This window comes from Fictibacillus sp. Mic-4 (assembly GCF_049843615.1).
In the GTDB taxonomy this organism is placed as follows: domain Bacteria; phylum Bacillota; class Bacilli; order Bacillales; family Fictibacillaceae; genus Fictibacillus_A; species Fictibacillus_A gelatini.
In genome coordinates, this window is the sequence record NZ_JBBHZM010000026.1 from 41,483 (window position 1) to 55,718 (window position 14,236).

The 14,236-nt window shown below is 42.4% G+C and carries 11 protein-coding genes and 1 pseudogene; 4 read left to right on the forward strand and 8 right to left on the reverse strand.

Annotation, left to right across the window (positions count from 1 at the left end; genetic code table 11):
• Positions 1-15: 15 nt before the first annotated feature.
• Positions 16-498 carry an immunoglobulin-like domain-containing protein gene (locus tag WD019_RS15720; protein ID WP_425712107.1) on the forward strand — a complete coding sequence of 161 codons (483 nt, stop codon included), beginning with the start codon at positions 16-18 and terminating at the stop codon, positions 496-498.
• Positions 499-536: 38 nt separating this feature from the next.
• Here WD019_RS15720 and WD019_RS15725 read toward each other — a convergent pair.
• The 5 genes and pseudogenes from WD019_RS15725 to WD019_RS15745 all read right to left on the reverse strand — a co-directional run bounded on the left by WD019_RS15725 (position 537) and on the right by WD019_RS15745 (position 7,979).
• A pseudogene (locus tag WD019_RS15725) lies at positions 537-2,859 on the reverse strand (glycoside hydrolase).
• A 105-nt stretch (positions 2,860-2,964) separates the two neighbouring features.
• A complete protein-coding gene (locus WD019_RS15730; protein ID WP_026677515.1) occupies positions 2,965-4,635 on the reverse strand; it encodes an ABC1 kinase family protein in 1,671 nt (556 codons plus the stop codon).
• Between the two features lie 34 nt (positions 4,636-4,669).
• On the reverse strand, positions 4,670-4,975 hold the full coding sequence (locus WD019_RS15735) for a phasin family protein (RefSeq protein ID WP_026677514.1): 306 nt from the start codon (positions 4,973-4,975) through the stop codon (positions 4,670-4,672).
• 158 nt (positions 4,976-5,133) lie between these two features.
• Positions 5,134-6,858: an ABC transporter ATP-binding protein gene (locus WD019_RS15740; protein ID WP_425712108.1), complete on the reverse strand. Its 1,725-nt coding sequence runs from the start codon at positions 6,856-6,858 to the stop codon at positions 5,134-5,136.
• Between the two features lie 152 nt (positions 6,859-7,010).
• Positions 7,011-7,979 carry a helix-turn-helix transcriptional regulator gene (locus WD019_RS15745; protein ID WP_425712109.1) on the reverse strand — a complete coding sequence of 323 codons (969 nt, stop codon included), beginning with the start codon at positions 7,977-7,979 and terminating at the stop codon, positions 7,011-7,013.
• Positions 7,980-8,091: 112 nt separating this feature from the next.
• Here WD019_RS15745 and WD019_RS15750 point away from each other — a divergent pair, with 112 nt between their 5' ends.
• Complete coding sequence (locus WD019_RS15750) at positions 8,092-8,958, forward strand: SDR family NAD(P)-dependent oxidoreductase (RefSeq protein WP_425712110.1); 867 nt, start codon at positions 8,092-8,094, stop codon at positions 8,956-8,958.
• A 68-nt stretch (positions 8,959-9,026) separates the two neighbouring features.
• On the opposite strand, the gene WD019_RS15755 is transcribed toward WD019_RS15750, so the two are convergent.
• On the reverse strand, positions 9,027-9,890 hold the full coding sequence (locus tag WD019_RS15755) for a LysR family transcriptional regulator (RefSeq protein ID WP_425712111.1): 864 nt from the start codon (positions 9,888-9,890) through the stop codon (positions 9,027-9,029).
• A 121-nt stretch (positions 9,891-10,011) separates the two neighbouring features.
• Here WD019_RS15755 and WD019_RS15760 point away from each other — a divergent pair, with 121 nt between their 5' ends.
• Positions 10,012-10,950: a DMT family transporter gene (locus WD019_RS15760; protein WP_425712112.1), complete on the forward strand. Its 939-nt coding sequence runs from the start codon at positions 10,012-10,014 to the stop codon at positions 10,948-10,950.
• Positions 10,951-11,191: 241 nt separating this feature from the next.
• The gene (locus WD019_RS15765; protein WP_425712113.1) at positions 11,192-11,950 is read left to right on the forward strand and encodes a TrmB family transcriptional regulator; all 759 of its coding nucleotides are present in this window, start codon (positions 11,192-11,194) and stop codon (positions 11,948-11,950) included.
• A 15-nt stretch (positions 11,951-11,965) separates the two neighbouring features.
• Here WD019_RS15765 and deoD read toward each other — a convergent pair whose 3' ends face one another.
• Both deoD and WD019_RS15775 read right to left on the reverse strand, forming a co-directional pair.
• On the reverse strand, positions 11,966-12,688 hold the full coding sequence (gene deoD / locus WD019_RS15770; RefSeq protein ID WP_425712114.1) for a purine-nucleoside phosphorylase: 723 nt from the start codon (positions 12,686-12,688) through the stop codon (positions 11,966-11,968).
• 67 nt (positions 12,689-12,755) lie between these two features.
• Positions 12,756-13,940, reverse strand: a complete 1,185-nt coding sequence (locus tag WD019_RS15775) for an MFS transporter (RefSeq protein ID WP_425712115.1) — start codon at positions 13,938-13,940, stop codon at positions 12,756-12,758.
• Positions 13,941-14,236: the final 296 nt, after the last annotated feature.

Here is a 14,236-nt window from a genome sequence, read left to right on the forward strand (position 1 = left end):
AAGGGAGCTGGGAGGATGAGGAAATTTGCTTATTTCTCGCTCGTTTTGCTGATAAGTATAACTATGTTTGGATGTGCAAACAAAGAGAAGAAGACCGAAACATTAATGAAACGATCAGAATTTGGACATCTTCCGAATCGAGTGAAAACGAAAGCGGCTACTTTTGAAATAAAGATGGAAAAAGCAAGTTATCCGTCATCGGTAAAAGAGATCGCCGTTATGATTAAAAATTATGGTCCCGATATCGTATTTGGCACATCTTATCAAGTTGAAAAATATATCAACGGGTCATGGTATGCCATTCCATTTAAAAAAGATGTTGGATTTACGGAAATAGCGATTATTCTCAAGACAAATGATACGTATCGGCAAAAAGTTGGAGCCGATCTACTGGATTATCGGTTAACGGAAGGGAAATACAGGATTGTGAAGGAATTTTCGGTGGGAAATAACGAAAAGTTAAATTTAGCGGCTGAATTTAAGATTTCGAAAAACTGAAGCGAACCGCACGAGGGGCAGTTCGCTTTCTATATTTATTACCAATTCGCGTAATCAGCCGCATGGAAGACTTGTTTTTGGTTTCCTGTATAGATGATAGCCGATTTCGCTGGGATGGTTTCGTTTTTATATGAGAAATTGTGGGTGGAGAAGTTCGCGATAACGCGGATATCTTTCCCGAATGTCGTTTCTTGCACCTGGCGATCGTGACTCAATAGTTTAAACGACGTCATTTCTTGCTGGACCGCCTGTTGATGAAACGGCGCCCACACTTTCATATAGCGAACAATGTTTTCTTTATTTGCCTTCCACGACTCTTCGTCAAGGTGATAGAGCGGCGGCACATCGTACAATAATTCGCTCAACATCCGGTTCCCGGTTTCGCCTTTGATTTTCAAGCTGCCCCATTCCCAGTGATGAGACGTGATGACTGAATCGTTGTATACAAGCTTGAATAGTGGGATGGAGTACGTTGGATCAATGTAAATCGGTTTGTACTCGTCTTTAACCGGCACTTGTTTACTGTAGCGGTCCGGAACACCGTCGCCCGCAGACCAATATCCTCCGACATAATACGGGCTTTGCTTGTTTTCTCTCATATCCGGGTCACCCCAGGCGATGACAGGGGTTTCAATGCCATGGGCAAAGTCGATGACCGGGCTCGCGAAATCGTTCCCGCCTTCTGAGCCGACAACCATGTTCTTGTCTTTTGCAATATAGTTCATACGCGCCAGCCGCGCCTGTAAATCTTGCTCTTCTGTCGTGATATGGGAAGGTGTGTAATCATCATAAATTTCACCTGTCGCATCGCAATCGACGAACCACGAGTTAAATAGAATGCCATTTTGTAAAATGCCGTTTACACGGTGTTTAACAGCTGGCATCGTTAACGTCGGGTTCAATTTTCTTCCGCGACCGAGAAAACCTTTAATTTTCTCCCCATTTTTATTGGTGATCGTAGCTTGATCGTACAACGTGGGGTCACCAAAGTTTGCCGTATTCCAATCGATGTTTGTTTCTTTTTGAATGGAATGATACGAATCATACGGCCCAATTAGATACCCTTCCTGATTTGCCGAACTTACTGCTTTCGGGTTCATTAAGCCATTCACCCAGTTCGGCAAACCGATCCAGGCATGGTCGATGCCCTCTTGTTTCATCTCTTTTAGGATGTCCGTGCTATTGGACGCCCCCCATGAATCAACATCCGTTACACTCGTTGAAAGGGCGCTTTTCAATAAATGCTTATTTAACGTATACAATTCCTGCTCGCTTAACTGTGAAATGCCTTTGTCGACTAAACGCTGAGCTTCGCGATCAAGATAAGGAAATTGCTTTTTATTATAAAATTGTTTTAGTTTTAAAGCGGTGTTGAGCGCATGCAAAATGGTATTTTTCTGATATTGATCGACGTAATCTTGTTTGCTTGCAGCGGCAATCACCTGGCCAAATTCACTTCCACCGTCTGTCGTATATTTGTCCAATCGTTCTTTGACATAATGAAAGAATGGATCATCCAGCTGTTTGCGCAGATTTGGCCAATGAACGTCGGCATCTGTCAATACACCATTGTTCCATAAATAGATAAATGGTGCGCCGTACAGTTTTTTCACGTTCGGGTTTTCTTTCGCCTTTTGGGCGAGGCTTTTAAATTCGCCTTTTTCGATAATATAGTTCCGGTAAATTTTCGCGATCTCCGTTGGATCCTGATCGGCTAAATAAATTCGGAATCCATAGTCTTTTTTCTTATTAATTGACGGAAATTCATGGGTGAAGTGCAATTCTAAATCCGGATTGTTTTTAAACGTAACCGTGTCATTGAAAATATCGTCGGCGATAAACAGGACGGAATACTTCTTCTGATTGGATGCAAGGAAACGCATCGAAAAGCTTTCAGCAAAAGCGTATTCTTCACCGCCTAAAAACTTCTTCCAATTGTTGTCGCCAGCCGGAATTTGTTTTCCTTCCCATAATGGGAGAGTATAGCTTTTTCTGGAAAGGATCGGCCATTCGAAATTTTTCTGCTCCGGTGGAATGAAGCGACACATTCAAATAATTTTTCTTCTTTTCAAGCTTTACGTGGACATGTTGATCGGGGTACGACCACGACGCCTCTTTTTTATTTTGATGGAAATTTGCCACACGCTGGTCAGCGATCGGCTTTGACGCCAATTCTCTCACTCCACCATGCTTTAAGTAAATCGCAAAGTTTTTCGGATTTACTTGAAATGTAAAATCATGATAGTGGACTCTGGCCGGTTTTGGCTGCTCGGCTTCCGCTTTCGATTCTCCTGCCTGACACCCGCTAAGCCCAAGCGCAACTAATATGCAACTGATAATCGCTTTTCGCCATTTTTTCATAACAGCACCTCCTATGAAGAAAGGGTACAGGACGAATGTTACATGAATATGGCGAAAAAGGGTTAAGGCAAAAAAATAGAAGATCCCGTGAAAATGGGGATCTTCTTAAAATCGTCCGGAGCGAAAAATGGAGAAAAGCAGCCAGACAAACATAAGAATGGCGATTCCAATGCCGATTCCGACAGCAGGGAAATGAAAGAAGACGCGGTTTGAGAATGTTTGACTGATTATGAGTCCTGTAATAATAATGCTGAAAGCGAGCAAGGTAACGCTAAAGGCGATGCGATTGCCGACGCGGTCGAGCTTCAAAAGCAGTTTATCAATTTGCGGCAGTTCCATTTCCAGCCGAACTTGCCCTTTGTTTATTTTCATTAATGTTTTTCGAAGAAGGCCGGGCAATCGAAAGGTCACATTTGCGAAATCCGTTAATTCTTCCCATAGTTTTGTTGCCGCCCGGACAGGGTGAAACCGTTCAAGTATCAGCTTTTTCCCAAAAGGCTCCGCTAAATGAATCAAGCTGAGTTCAGGATCAAGATTTTTCACCATTCCTTCGACTGTAATAAGCGCTTTTCCGAGCAATGTATAATCTTTCGGTATCATAATCCGATGCCTTTGGGTAACATTGAATAGGTCGGTAATCGACTCGCCGATCTTAATTTTGCTTAATGGGATATTGTAATATTTCTCGCGAAGATCATCTAAATCTTGCCTGAGCTTACCTTCTTTAATGTCTTCAGAAGTAATGGCCATTCGGCTAATCGTGCGAATGAGAATATCTGTATCTTTTTTCATTAAACCGATAATTAGAGAGGCGAAATTTTTTTTCATTTCATCACTTAATACCCCGATTTGGCCAAAATCAATATAAGCAATTTTGTTTTCGGGCAAAAATAGCAAATTACCGGGGTGGGGATCGCCGTGATAAACTCCGCCCATTAACACTTGATTTAAAAAAGAGTGGACGATGCGCTCGGCAATTATTTTTTTGTTCCAATGTTCATCTCCGTCGTCGTTAAGGGCGGCGTATTTTTTTCCATCAATATATTCGGTCGTCAATACTTTCTTTGTCGAATAGTCCCAAAAGACCGCCGGGATAAGAATGTTATCATCATTTTCAAATTGCCTGCTGATTTTTTCAGCATTTCTTCCTTCTTGTGTATAATCCATCTCGCTTTTTATCGCCTGCGCCAGCTCATCGATAATATCCCTTATTTGATATTGTTTGGCCCAATCATAGCGATGTTCGACGAGCCGGGCAATGTCTCTTAAAATTTCAATATCGCTGTCGACTTGCGTTTCAATGTTGGGGCGACGGACTTTGACGACAACGGTTTCCCCTGATTTCAAAATTGCTTTATGTACTTGCCCAATGGAAGCCGCTGCTAAACTCTGGTTTTCGAAGTGTTCAAAAATTTCTTCACAAGACGCACCAAGTTCTTCTTTAATCGTTTGCTTAATAATTAAGCTGTTGACTGGAGTGACTTTATCTTGCAAATTTTCAAGCTCAATGGCGAGCTGTTCGGGGATAATGTCTCTTCGTATGCTCAACAATTGCCCGAGCTTAATAAAGGTGGGCCCGAGCTCTTCCATTACCAACCGGAGCCTTTTCCCAAGCGGCTTCGGTTCATTAGAATTTAAGTCTGCAGCCATTCGTTTCGGCAGGGAAAGCATATGGAATAACCCTACCTCTTTCATAATATAGCCGAAGCCATGTTTTGCAAGAACCGTTACAATTTCTCTGTAGCGGTTGATATGCTGCATCCGTTTCATAAGCATTTGAATCACCCATTATAGAGTATTCTACATTCGATTATTTTAAAAGTTCGTCAATTTTTTCTTCGAGTCTGTTTAACTGCTGTTTCGTTTCCTCAAACTCTTCCATCGTGACAAAGCCGAGTTGTTTTAAAGTGGAGGTGAATTCTTTACGGAAATTCTCGTTCCATTCTTCTTGTTTGTCTTTCCCTTTATTTTGAAGATCTTCTATCATTTTTTTTGCTTCCTCTGGTGCAAGATCACCATTTGCTACAAAGTCCTTCACATACTTTTCAACCTTTTCCTTGCTTACGATAGCGGCTCCTAATCCAAGATAAAATCCTTTTCTAATCCACTCATTCATTTTTATCACCCTTTCGTTTTGAAGTTTTTCATCGAACCTGAAACATTTAAGTTTCTTTTATTATAGTTATGTCCATTTTAATGACAAAGCGGCAAAGAAATCAATTTTTTAAAAAGGCAAGAACGACCCGGGTGTTTCCCCGGGTCGCAATATCTTGTTTAATATGTGCTTTTTTCATATTGAATATGATGCAGTTTGGCAAAAATGCCGTTTTGTTCGAGCAGTTCATCATAGCTTCCCTGTTCGGCAATGCCGTCTTCGGTAACAACAACGATTCTGTCGGCATTTCGAATGGTAGCCAGGCGATGGGCAATGATGAGAGTCGTTCGGTTTTCCGCCAATTCATTTAAGGCGTTTTGAATGATTTTCTCTGTTTCTGTATCAAGGGCAGAAGTCGCTTCATCTAAAATTAAGATCGGCGGGTTTTTCAAAAACATTCTCGCAATCGCCAGCCGTTGTTTTTGTCCTCCGGAAAGTTTTAAGCCTCTTTCCCCGATTTCCGTCTCATAGCCGTCCGGCAAAGAGTGGATGAACGATTCGAGATGGGCCCGTTTAGCAGCAATTTTAATTTCTTCATCCGTTGCATCCAATTTTCCATACGCGATATTTTCGCGGATCGTTCCAGTAAATAAAAAAACGTCTTGTTGAACAATCCCAATTTGGCTGCGCAACGACTGTTTTGTCATATCGCGAATATCGATTCCGTCAATGGTAATGCTGCCCTCCTGGACATCATAAAAGCGCGGGATCAGGGAACAAATCGTTGTTTTCCCTGCACCAGACGGGCCGACGAAAGCTACGGTTTCTCCGGCTTTGATGGCCAGGTTAATTCCTGAAAGTACAGGCTGATTGGCTTCATAGCCGAAGTGGACATCTTGAAATTGAATATTTCCTTTTAAAGAGGGAACTTCAATCGCATCTTCACAGTCCTGTACATCCGGCTCCTGATCGATCAAGTCGGTGAAACGCTTAAAGCCCGCCATTCCTTTCGGGTACAATTCCATGAGTGCGCTAATTTTATCGACTGGCTTCATTAATACGTTGACATACAGAACGAAACTGACAAGTTCCCCGTAGCTTAATTGATTGTGGAAACTTAGCCATGCGCCAAACACCAGGACGATGAGAGTAATAAATCGGGTCATCATGTAAACGCTTGAGGTTGTGGAGGCCATTACTTTATAAGCGACTAGCTTCGCTTTTCTGAACTTTCCGTTGTCCTCGTCAAATCGTTTCATTTCATAAGCTTCATTCGTAAACGATTGAACGACGCGAACGCCGGATACACTGTCTTCCACCCGGGCGTTAATGTCTCCAATTTTTGTATACATGTTTTTCCACGCATTGTTCATTCGAATATTACAGAACGTTATGACCCAGACGAGGAACGGAACGACTAAAATCGTCACGAGCGCCAGCTTCACATTGATCGTCATCATAATCCAAAAGGCGCCGAAAAAGGTCATAATCGCAATGAAAAAGTCTTCAGGTCCATGGTGGGCAAGCTCACCGATATCAAATAAATCGTTGGTAATGCGGCTCATAATATGTCCCGTTTTCGTGTTATCGAAGAAGCGAAACGACTGTCTTTGGACATGGTGAAACAGCTCCTGGCGCATGTCGGTTTCAATATTGATTCCCAGCTTGTGTCCGAGGAAACTGACAATATATTGTAAAAATGTACTTAATAAATAAACGGCAAGCAGCAAAACGCTGACCGTAAGTATCATCGACCAATTTCCGCCCGGCAATAGGCGGTCGATAAACCATTGCACGGCAACAGGGAAGGCCAATTCAAGGACAGCAACAATGACCGCACTTGTAAAATCAATGATAAATAATCGTTTATGAGGCCTGTAATAAGTGAAAAAACGGCGAATCATAGGCAAAACCCCTTCTTTTTAAAAACATACTAGGATTATACGGGAGGAAAGGAATTTTTAACAAGGGAGATGCTCGTATTTTCTGAAAAAGTGTTTTTAAAAATTGGGAGTCGGTTGATCGCTAAAGAACGAGATAGGATGGTAGGCAGAAATTATTCCCCGTCCCTATAAAACGCAAGAACTGCTCTGGCCATATTAAGAATTTTATTTTGCAATTCTTTTGGTTTAACTACTCTTATTTGATTTGCAAATCCCAGTATGTATCCTTTCGCCTCGTCTTCTGTATCGAACAAGAGCTTAACCGGGACCCAGCCTTCTTTTCTTTGATCGCCAATCGATGCGATTTGGACAAAACGATCGGTAAATTTAAGCCTTGAAACGATCGAAGGAGAAACTTCAGCCCATACTTCGAATCTCGGCAAACTCTCAATAAAAGCTTTCGTTGACGAAGTCCAATATCGGGCAAGATCAAAGTCTTTTGGCCTTTTAAATGTCTCCGCAGTAGGGACCGCGGATACAATGCGCGATGCCCGGTAATTCCTGATTTCTCCATTATCTTTGGAGGCGATGAAATACCAGCGGCTTCCTTTGGCGACAAGTCCGAGCGGCTCTACGACGCGGTCGATGATTTCTCCATCAGCCCGTTCATATGTAATTTTTAGTTTATTTTGTGTCCATATTGCATTTTTAAGAACATCAAATGAGTTGATTTTCTCTTTTCGGTTTCGCCATGTGCTCGTGTCAACATGAATGCGATTCCAGGCTTCTTTTGCATGTTCCTGGTACATTTCAGGGAGTGAAGCTATTAATTTGTTCCTGGCCTCTTCCGATGTACGCGCCAGGCCGAGATCCTCAAGTAACTGGGAAGAGGGAGGCACAAATAACGCACGGATCTCGGATTCTTTTAAACCGGTTAATGTTGTTCGGTAGTTTTCTAACAGAGACCAGCCGCCGTTTTTGCCCCGTTCTGCAACAACCGGGATGCCGGATCTGCTTAACGCTTCCATATCCCGATAAATCGTCCGTTCGGAAACCTCTAACTTCTCCGCCAATTCTTTCGCCGTTATTTGTCTATGCGCTTGTAACAATAGAAGAATAGATACTAATCGATCCCCTCTCATCAAATACCCTCCGTCATTAAATGATGCAATAAATTTATAAAAATATGACATAGGATGTCAAGAATACAATTGTATGATAAAGATATCTTAAATTTGGAAAGGGATGGGATGCATGAAACGATTAAAAGGGAAGGTCGCTCTCGTAACTGGAGGGAGCAGGGGGGCAGGCCGTGGCATTGCTGTTGAGTTAGGAAAAGCCGGTGCAACGGTTTATGTTACTGGAAGAAGTGTTGATGGAGGATCAACGAACAATTGGCCGGGAACCATCCATGAGACGGTTTCGCAAATTGAAGCTTCCGGCGGCAAAGGAATCGCTGTCCGTTGTGACCATACAAACGATTCAGATACAAAGTCGGTCATCGATCGCATTCGTAAAGAAGAAGGGAAATTAGATATACTTATCAATAATGTATGGGGCGGGAACGAGTTATCGATTGAAGAACGGCCGTTTTGGGAACTGCCTATCGAACATTGGGATACGATGTTTACTGCCGGCGTTCGTGCCCAGATCGCCACCAATCATTTTGCCATTCCATTATTGCGTGAAACTAAACATGGCCTTATCCTACACACGACTTTTTGGGATGAATATAAGTATACTGGCAACTTTTATTATGATTTAGCAAAACATGCATTGACGAGAATGGCGTATGGATTGTCGATTGAGTTAAAGCGGGAACATATTGCCGTAATCGCCCTTTCGCCGGGCTTTATGAGAACGGAGCTTGTTTTGAAAGCATTTCAGACGGATGAAGATCATTGGCATGAAGTCAAGGAGTTAACAAAAACAGAAACCCCTCATTATATCGGCCGGGCAGTTGTAGCATTGGCAAGTGATCCACAAGTAATGAATAGAAGCGGGCAAGTGCTAAGGGTTGGCGATTTAGCAAAGGAGTATCAGTTTACCGATATTGACGGCAAATATCACCCGGCTTTCACGATATCGGGACAGGAGGGGAACGAGAATAAGGGCCATTAATGCGATAGTACGTATAGCCGATTCCTTTTTAAGGGAATCGGCTTAAATGATGTTGAATATTTTATTACTTAATTCCAGTCTCGTTTTTTTAAACAATCAATAAATTTTTGAAAAGCATTCGTAAGGAACAGGTCACGGCGGTAGATGAAAAGAACGTTCGTTGTCCGATACGCTTCGGGAATGCGGTAAGATCGTATTCTTCCGCTCTGTTCCATGTCCAGCACTGTAGATTTGGGAAGAAGAGAGACCCCCAGACCGGCGGACACTCCTCTTAAAATGGCCTCTATCGTTCCGAACTCCATAATGTTATTTTCGCTAATGCCTTCTTCCCTGAGCAAGCGTTCCAATCTGGTCCGGTGAGAGCAGCCTGTACCGCAAAACAACAGTGGTTTTTTCAACAATTCTTTCAAATTACATTCACATGGCTCAGAAATGAGGACGAGTTCTTCCTCAAATGCGGGAAGCTGATGAATATCGGGATGATCGATTGGCCCGGTAATGAAGGCACCGTCCAGATCATATCGAAGCACTTTTTGAACGAGGTCGTTCGTAAACCCTGTAATAAGCGACAGCTTCACTTCCGGAAAACGCTGATGATAAGTAGCCAGCAGATTGGGAAGGTGAGTGGCGGCGGTCGTTTCTAATGCCCCAAGCCGAAGAGGCCCCTTTGGCTCATCCGCGAATTGAGCCGATTTCTTCGCCTCATCCAATAAATGAAGAATCCGTTCAGCATAATTCAATAAGTTTTCACCTGCGGCTGTTAACGTCATTCCTCGATTCGTTCGATAAAAAAGAGTGGTGTTTAATTCGGATTCAAGCTGCTGAATCCGGTTCGTGACATTCGATTGAACATAATTTAAAGCTTGCGCTGCCTTAGTAATGCTTCCTTCGCGTGCCACGGCTTGAAATATCCGTAAATCCCCGCTTTCCAAACTGAATCGCCCCCTCTGATATTATTTTAAATGATACCTAAATTCATTTTTGATCATTTTACATGATGTTAGAAGGCGAGTAAAATCAAATGCAATCATCTACTGAAAAGAGGGGATCACCTTGACGAAAGCACGATTTATCATTTTTATTTTAATAACGACTATAATTGGCGGTTTAAATTTCCCGATGGGCAAATTAGGATTGGAATTTTCCTCGCCGCTTTTATTGATGGCGGTCCGGTTTATTGGAGCCGGGCTAATTATGCTGCCGTTTATTTTAAAACGGCCCCATCCTAAAACATGGCACGGATGGCTGCAAATCGCCATCATCGGGTTATTTCAATCCGCTTTTGTAATGGGCGGCATTATATTAAGCATGAAGACGATCACATCCAGCAGTTCATCCATTCTATCCTCAACCAATCCGATTTGGTCGATTGTCATTGGATCTATATGTTTTGGATTACGCTATCACAAGTATCAATGGCTGGGCGTGTTCATTGGGTTTGTCGGCGTATTTATCACGTTAGGGTTTCACTTTCAGCTTCAAATCGGAACGGTGTACGGATTATTGGCCGGAGTAGCATGGGGACTTGCCACATTGTTGTCGGGTCGCTGGGGAAAAGCGCTTGATGTGTGGGTGATGACAGCCTATCAAATGTTTTTCGGCGGACTCGTTCTTTTGCTGGCAAGCCTTTTGATGGAACATCCGTATTTTTCATTTGAGCATGTTTCAGTTGCAAAAGCAGTTTTTGTTTTGCTCTGGCTCATTTTTGTAAGTTCTATCGCAATGTTCGCAATATGGTTTTATGTGCTGCAGCACTACGATCCTCAAAAGGCGAGTTCCTATTTGTTTTTAATTCCTTTTTTCGGAGTTGTTTCGAGCTACCTTATCCTGGGAGAATCCATACAATGGTATGTTCTTGTAGGAGGGGGAATGATTGCTTTGGGAATTTATCTTGTTAACCGCTCGAAACCGGCAAAATCGCCGGACCGAAAGCCTGGGCTGAAAACAAAATGCCAACGGGTCGCCCCCATGGTTAAATGCGAAGAAAGATAAAACAAAACGCACCTGAACGAAGAGAAGCTTCTTTCAGGTACGTCATCAATTTATTAATTCACTCGAACATTACACGTTGCCTTTTTGCTGCTGTCTATGGTTTTCACCGGTCGCTTTTTTTGTTGGGTAACAGAATCGAAAGAAGGATGGCCTGAACAATGGCAATTGGAATTGTTTTCATTTTTCATTTATGATGGATTTAATAGAGAATAGTTTATGTTTGGGTTAATAGGAGGAACGTATGTTACAAAAATTTGGTTTTTCACAGTATGAAAGCAAAGTTTATGAAGTGTTAGTGGCCAGTGAAGAACCAATGGATGCCACAACGATAGTTAAATATTCGGGCGTTCCGAAAGCGAAAATATACGAAGTGATCTCACGCATGGTTGAAAAAGGCATGGTCATGGAAGCCATCTCGGAAAAGAAAAAGCTATATACAGCTTTGCCTTTGCCTCTTGCGATCGAAAAGCTGTCGGCCGAGTTTCAGGAAAGCATCAAGGAATTAAAGGAAAGCACACATAAAAAGACATTTGCTGATGATCGCGTCTGGAGTTTAAAAGTGGATTCGTCCATTCGGGCCCAAAGCATCCAACTGATTCAAGAAGCGAAAGAATCGATTCGGCTTTCTGCCTGGAAGGATGACTTTATCGAATACTTGCCGTTATTAGAAAAGAAAGAAAAGGACGGTGTAGCGGTAGAAGGCCTTGTCATCGGAGAATTACAAACGGGATTGTCCCATATCCATACGTTGATCCCCGCACAGGAGCATGAAGCGCTGGAAAAGTCCCGGTTGATTATTATTGATGACGAGATCGTCCTATTTGCTGGAGTAGAAAATGAATCATGGCAAGCGATTAAGACGATGTCCCGGCCATTTGTGAAAGTGTTTACGGAATTTTTCTATCATGATGCCGCGTTGGCTAAAATTAATGAAAAGCATTACGATCTATTAATGGGCGATGAAGAGATCAGAACGATCCTTATGAGACTTCGATATTAAAAAGAGGAATCTGCCTTATGAGGCGGATTCCTTTTTAGCTGTTATCGTTTCCAACGCCATGATGATCATGTCATTAAATGTTGTTTGCCGTTCTTCGGCGGTCGTTTCTTCACCAGTGAAGATGTGGTCGCTGACAGTTAATATGGAGAGCGCATTAACGCCATATTTCGCCGCTAGCGTATAGAGGGCGGCTGTCTCCATCTCAACGGCAAGAACACCGTAATCGGCCAATTTTTTCACCGGTTCCATGCTTTCGCGATAAAAAACATCGGACGTTAAAACATTGCCGGCGCGAACGTTCAAGCCTTTTTCAATGCCTGTTTCATATGCTTTCTTAAAGAGATCGAAATTGGCACAAGGGGCAAAATCAAACCCCGGAAACGTTTGCCGATTCATGTTCGAGTCAGTACAAGCCGTCATGGCGATTATACAATCACGAACCTTTACCTCGTTTTGGATCGCACCGCATGTGCCGACACGAATTAAGTTTTTCACACCATATTCACGGATCAATTCATTCACATAAATTGAAATTGAAGGGACTCCCATTCCGGTTCCTTGCACAGAAACACGCTGTCCATGAAAGGTACCTGTAAATCCTAACATTCCACGAACGTTGTTATAACATGTGACATTTTCCAAATATGTTTCGGCAATATGTTTGGCCCGAAGCGGATCTCCCGGCAAAAGAATATTTTCTGCAATTTCACCTTGTTTCGCTTGAATATGAACACTCATAGAATTCACCGTTACAAAAGAAGACTGTAGTCTAAAGTAACGATGTTCACCTCCCTTTAAAGTTTGATTAAATCGCTTGTTTTGTTTCCGTTTGCTCTGAAACAATAGATGGAGCGGCAGGCCGCGTAATGGAGTAAACAGCACATAAAAAGGAGACAAGAACAAAAATTCCGCCAACCCATGCATTATAAAGGACGGAATAACCTTCGATCACCATTCCTCCAATTGCCGACCCAAGCGCAATCCCGATATGCAAAGCGGATGTATTTAAGCTTTGTTGTATCTCATAAGATTCTGGTGCTGTTTCATTCAAGTAATTTTGCTGTGCCGGGGTAATGGCCCAGCTCAACATACTCCAAATAACCATCACGGCTAAAAATAAATAAAAGGAAAACGTCACAGAAGGCAGCAAGAATATGGCGACCGCAAATAAAACAATAATCGCTAAAATGCTTTTGACCGAACCCCATTTATCGGCTATCCATCCTCCAACACCTCCACCCATTACAGCAAATATGCCAAAGACAAAATAAACGATGCTAACCCAGGAAGCGTTTAAATGCAATGCTGTTTTTAAAAAGGGGGTAAAGTATGCATACAGGGTCAAATGTCCGGTTAACATAAACATCGTTGTTAATTGGGCGCTGACAATTTTAGGATTTTTTAATGTCAATAATTGTTTGCCTGGCGGAATCGCAGGCCTGGCCTCTATTTTCGGCATCAAAGCGTAAATTCCAGCCATAGCGACAACGGTTAAAAGAGAAATCAAAATAAACGGCGCGCGCCAGCCGAAATGGTTGCTGATGACGAGCCCAAGCGGAACTCCTAATACTAATGATCCACTGACCCCCATGAAAATCGTGCCGATGGCTCTTGCCCGGTATTCTTCTTTAACGATAGAGGAAGCGATCGTAATCGATAAAACAATAATAAGCGAACCGCTGGATGCTGATAAAATTCTCGATAGCATTAATATGGAATAATCGGGACTGAAAGATGCGATAAGATTCCCAATGAAAAAAACAAATAAAGTCCAAAGATATAACGTTTTTCGCTCGATTTTGGATGTCACCGTTAAAAGGATTGGTGCAGAAATAGCAAAAACAATGGAAAACATCGTGATTAGCCATCCCGCGGCGCCAATCGAAACGCGCAAGTCGTCCGCCACTACATCCAATATGCCTCCAACAATGAGTTCAACAGTACCCACCACAAAGGAAGCTACAGCTAAAATATAAACTCTCCAATTCACTTTTTACACAACCTCCTTTTGTTTTTATATGGTTACTACTAAAAGGGTAACCTAATTGATTGTAAATAACAAGTTAATTTTTGTGGTGCTGACAAAAATAAATAAGCGTTTATGTTAAATAGAGTTGAAATTTTGTTCTGAGGATCCGGTTTCAAAGACAAAACCGCGACCTGTCAGGAGGTGAAAATTTGTCTGACAGAACGGTTCTCAAGGACAAAAAGCGGTCAAGAGATAAAAACATGTCCGATAGAACCGGTCTCAAGGACAAAACCGCGGCCAAGAGACTTATTTTCTCT

Bases quoted from the DNA above. Each gene is read 5' to 3' on its own strand.
- WD019_RS15720 (WP_425712107.1), top strand. From the start codon at position 16: ATGAGGAAATTTGCTTATTTCTCGCTCGTTTTGCTGATAAGTATAACT.
- WD019_RS15730 (WP_026677515.1), bottom strand. From the start codon at position 4,635: ATGCTTATGAAACGGATGCAGCATATCAACCGCTACAGAGAAATTGTA.
- WD019_RS15735 (WP_026677514.1), bottom strand. From the start codon at position 4,975: ATGAATGAGTGGATTAGAAAAGGATTTTATCTTGGATTAGGAGCCGCT.
- WD019_RS15740 (WP_425712108.1), bottom strand. From the start codon at position 6,858: ATGATTCGCCGTTTTTTCACTTATTACAGGCCTCATAAACGATTATTT.
- WD019_RS15745 (WP_425712109.1), bottom strand. From the start codon at position 7,979: ATGAGAGGGGATCGATTAGTATCTATTCTTCTATTGTTACAAGCGCAT.
- WD019_RS15750 (WP_425712110.1), top strand. From the start codon at position 8,092: ATGAAACGATTAAAAGGGAAGGTCGCTCTCGTAACTGGAGGGAGCAGG.
- WD019_RS15765 (WP_425712113.1), top strand. From the start codon at position 11,192: ATGTTACAAAAATTTGGTTTTTCACAGTATGAAAGCAAAGTTTATGAA.
- deoD (WP_425712114.1), bottom strand. From the start codon at position 12,688: ATGAGTGTTCATATTCAAGCGAAACAAGGTGAAATTGCAGAAAATATT.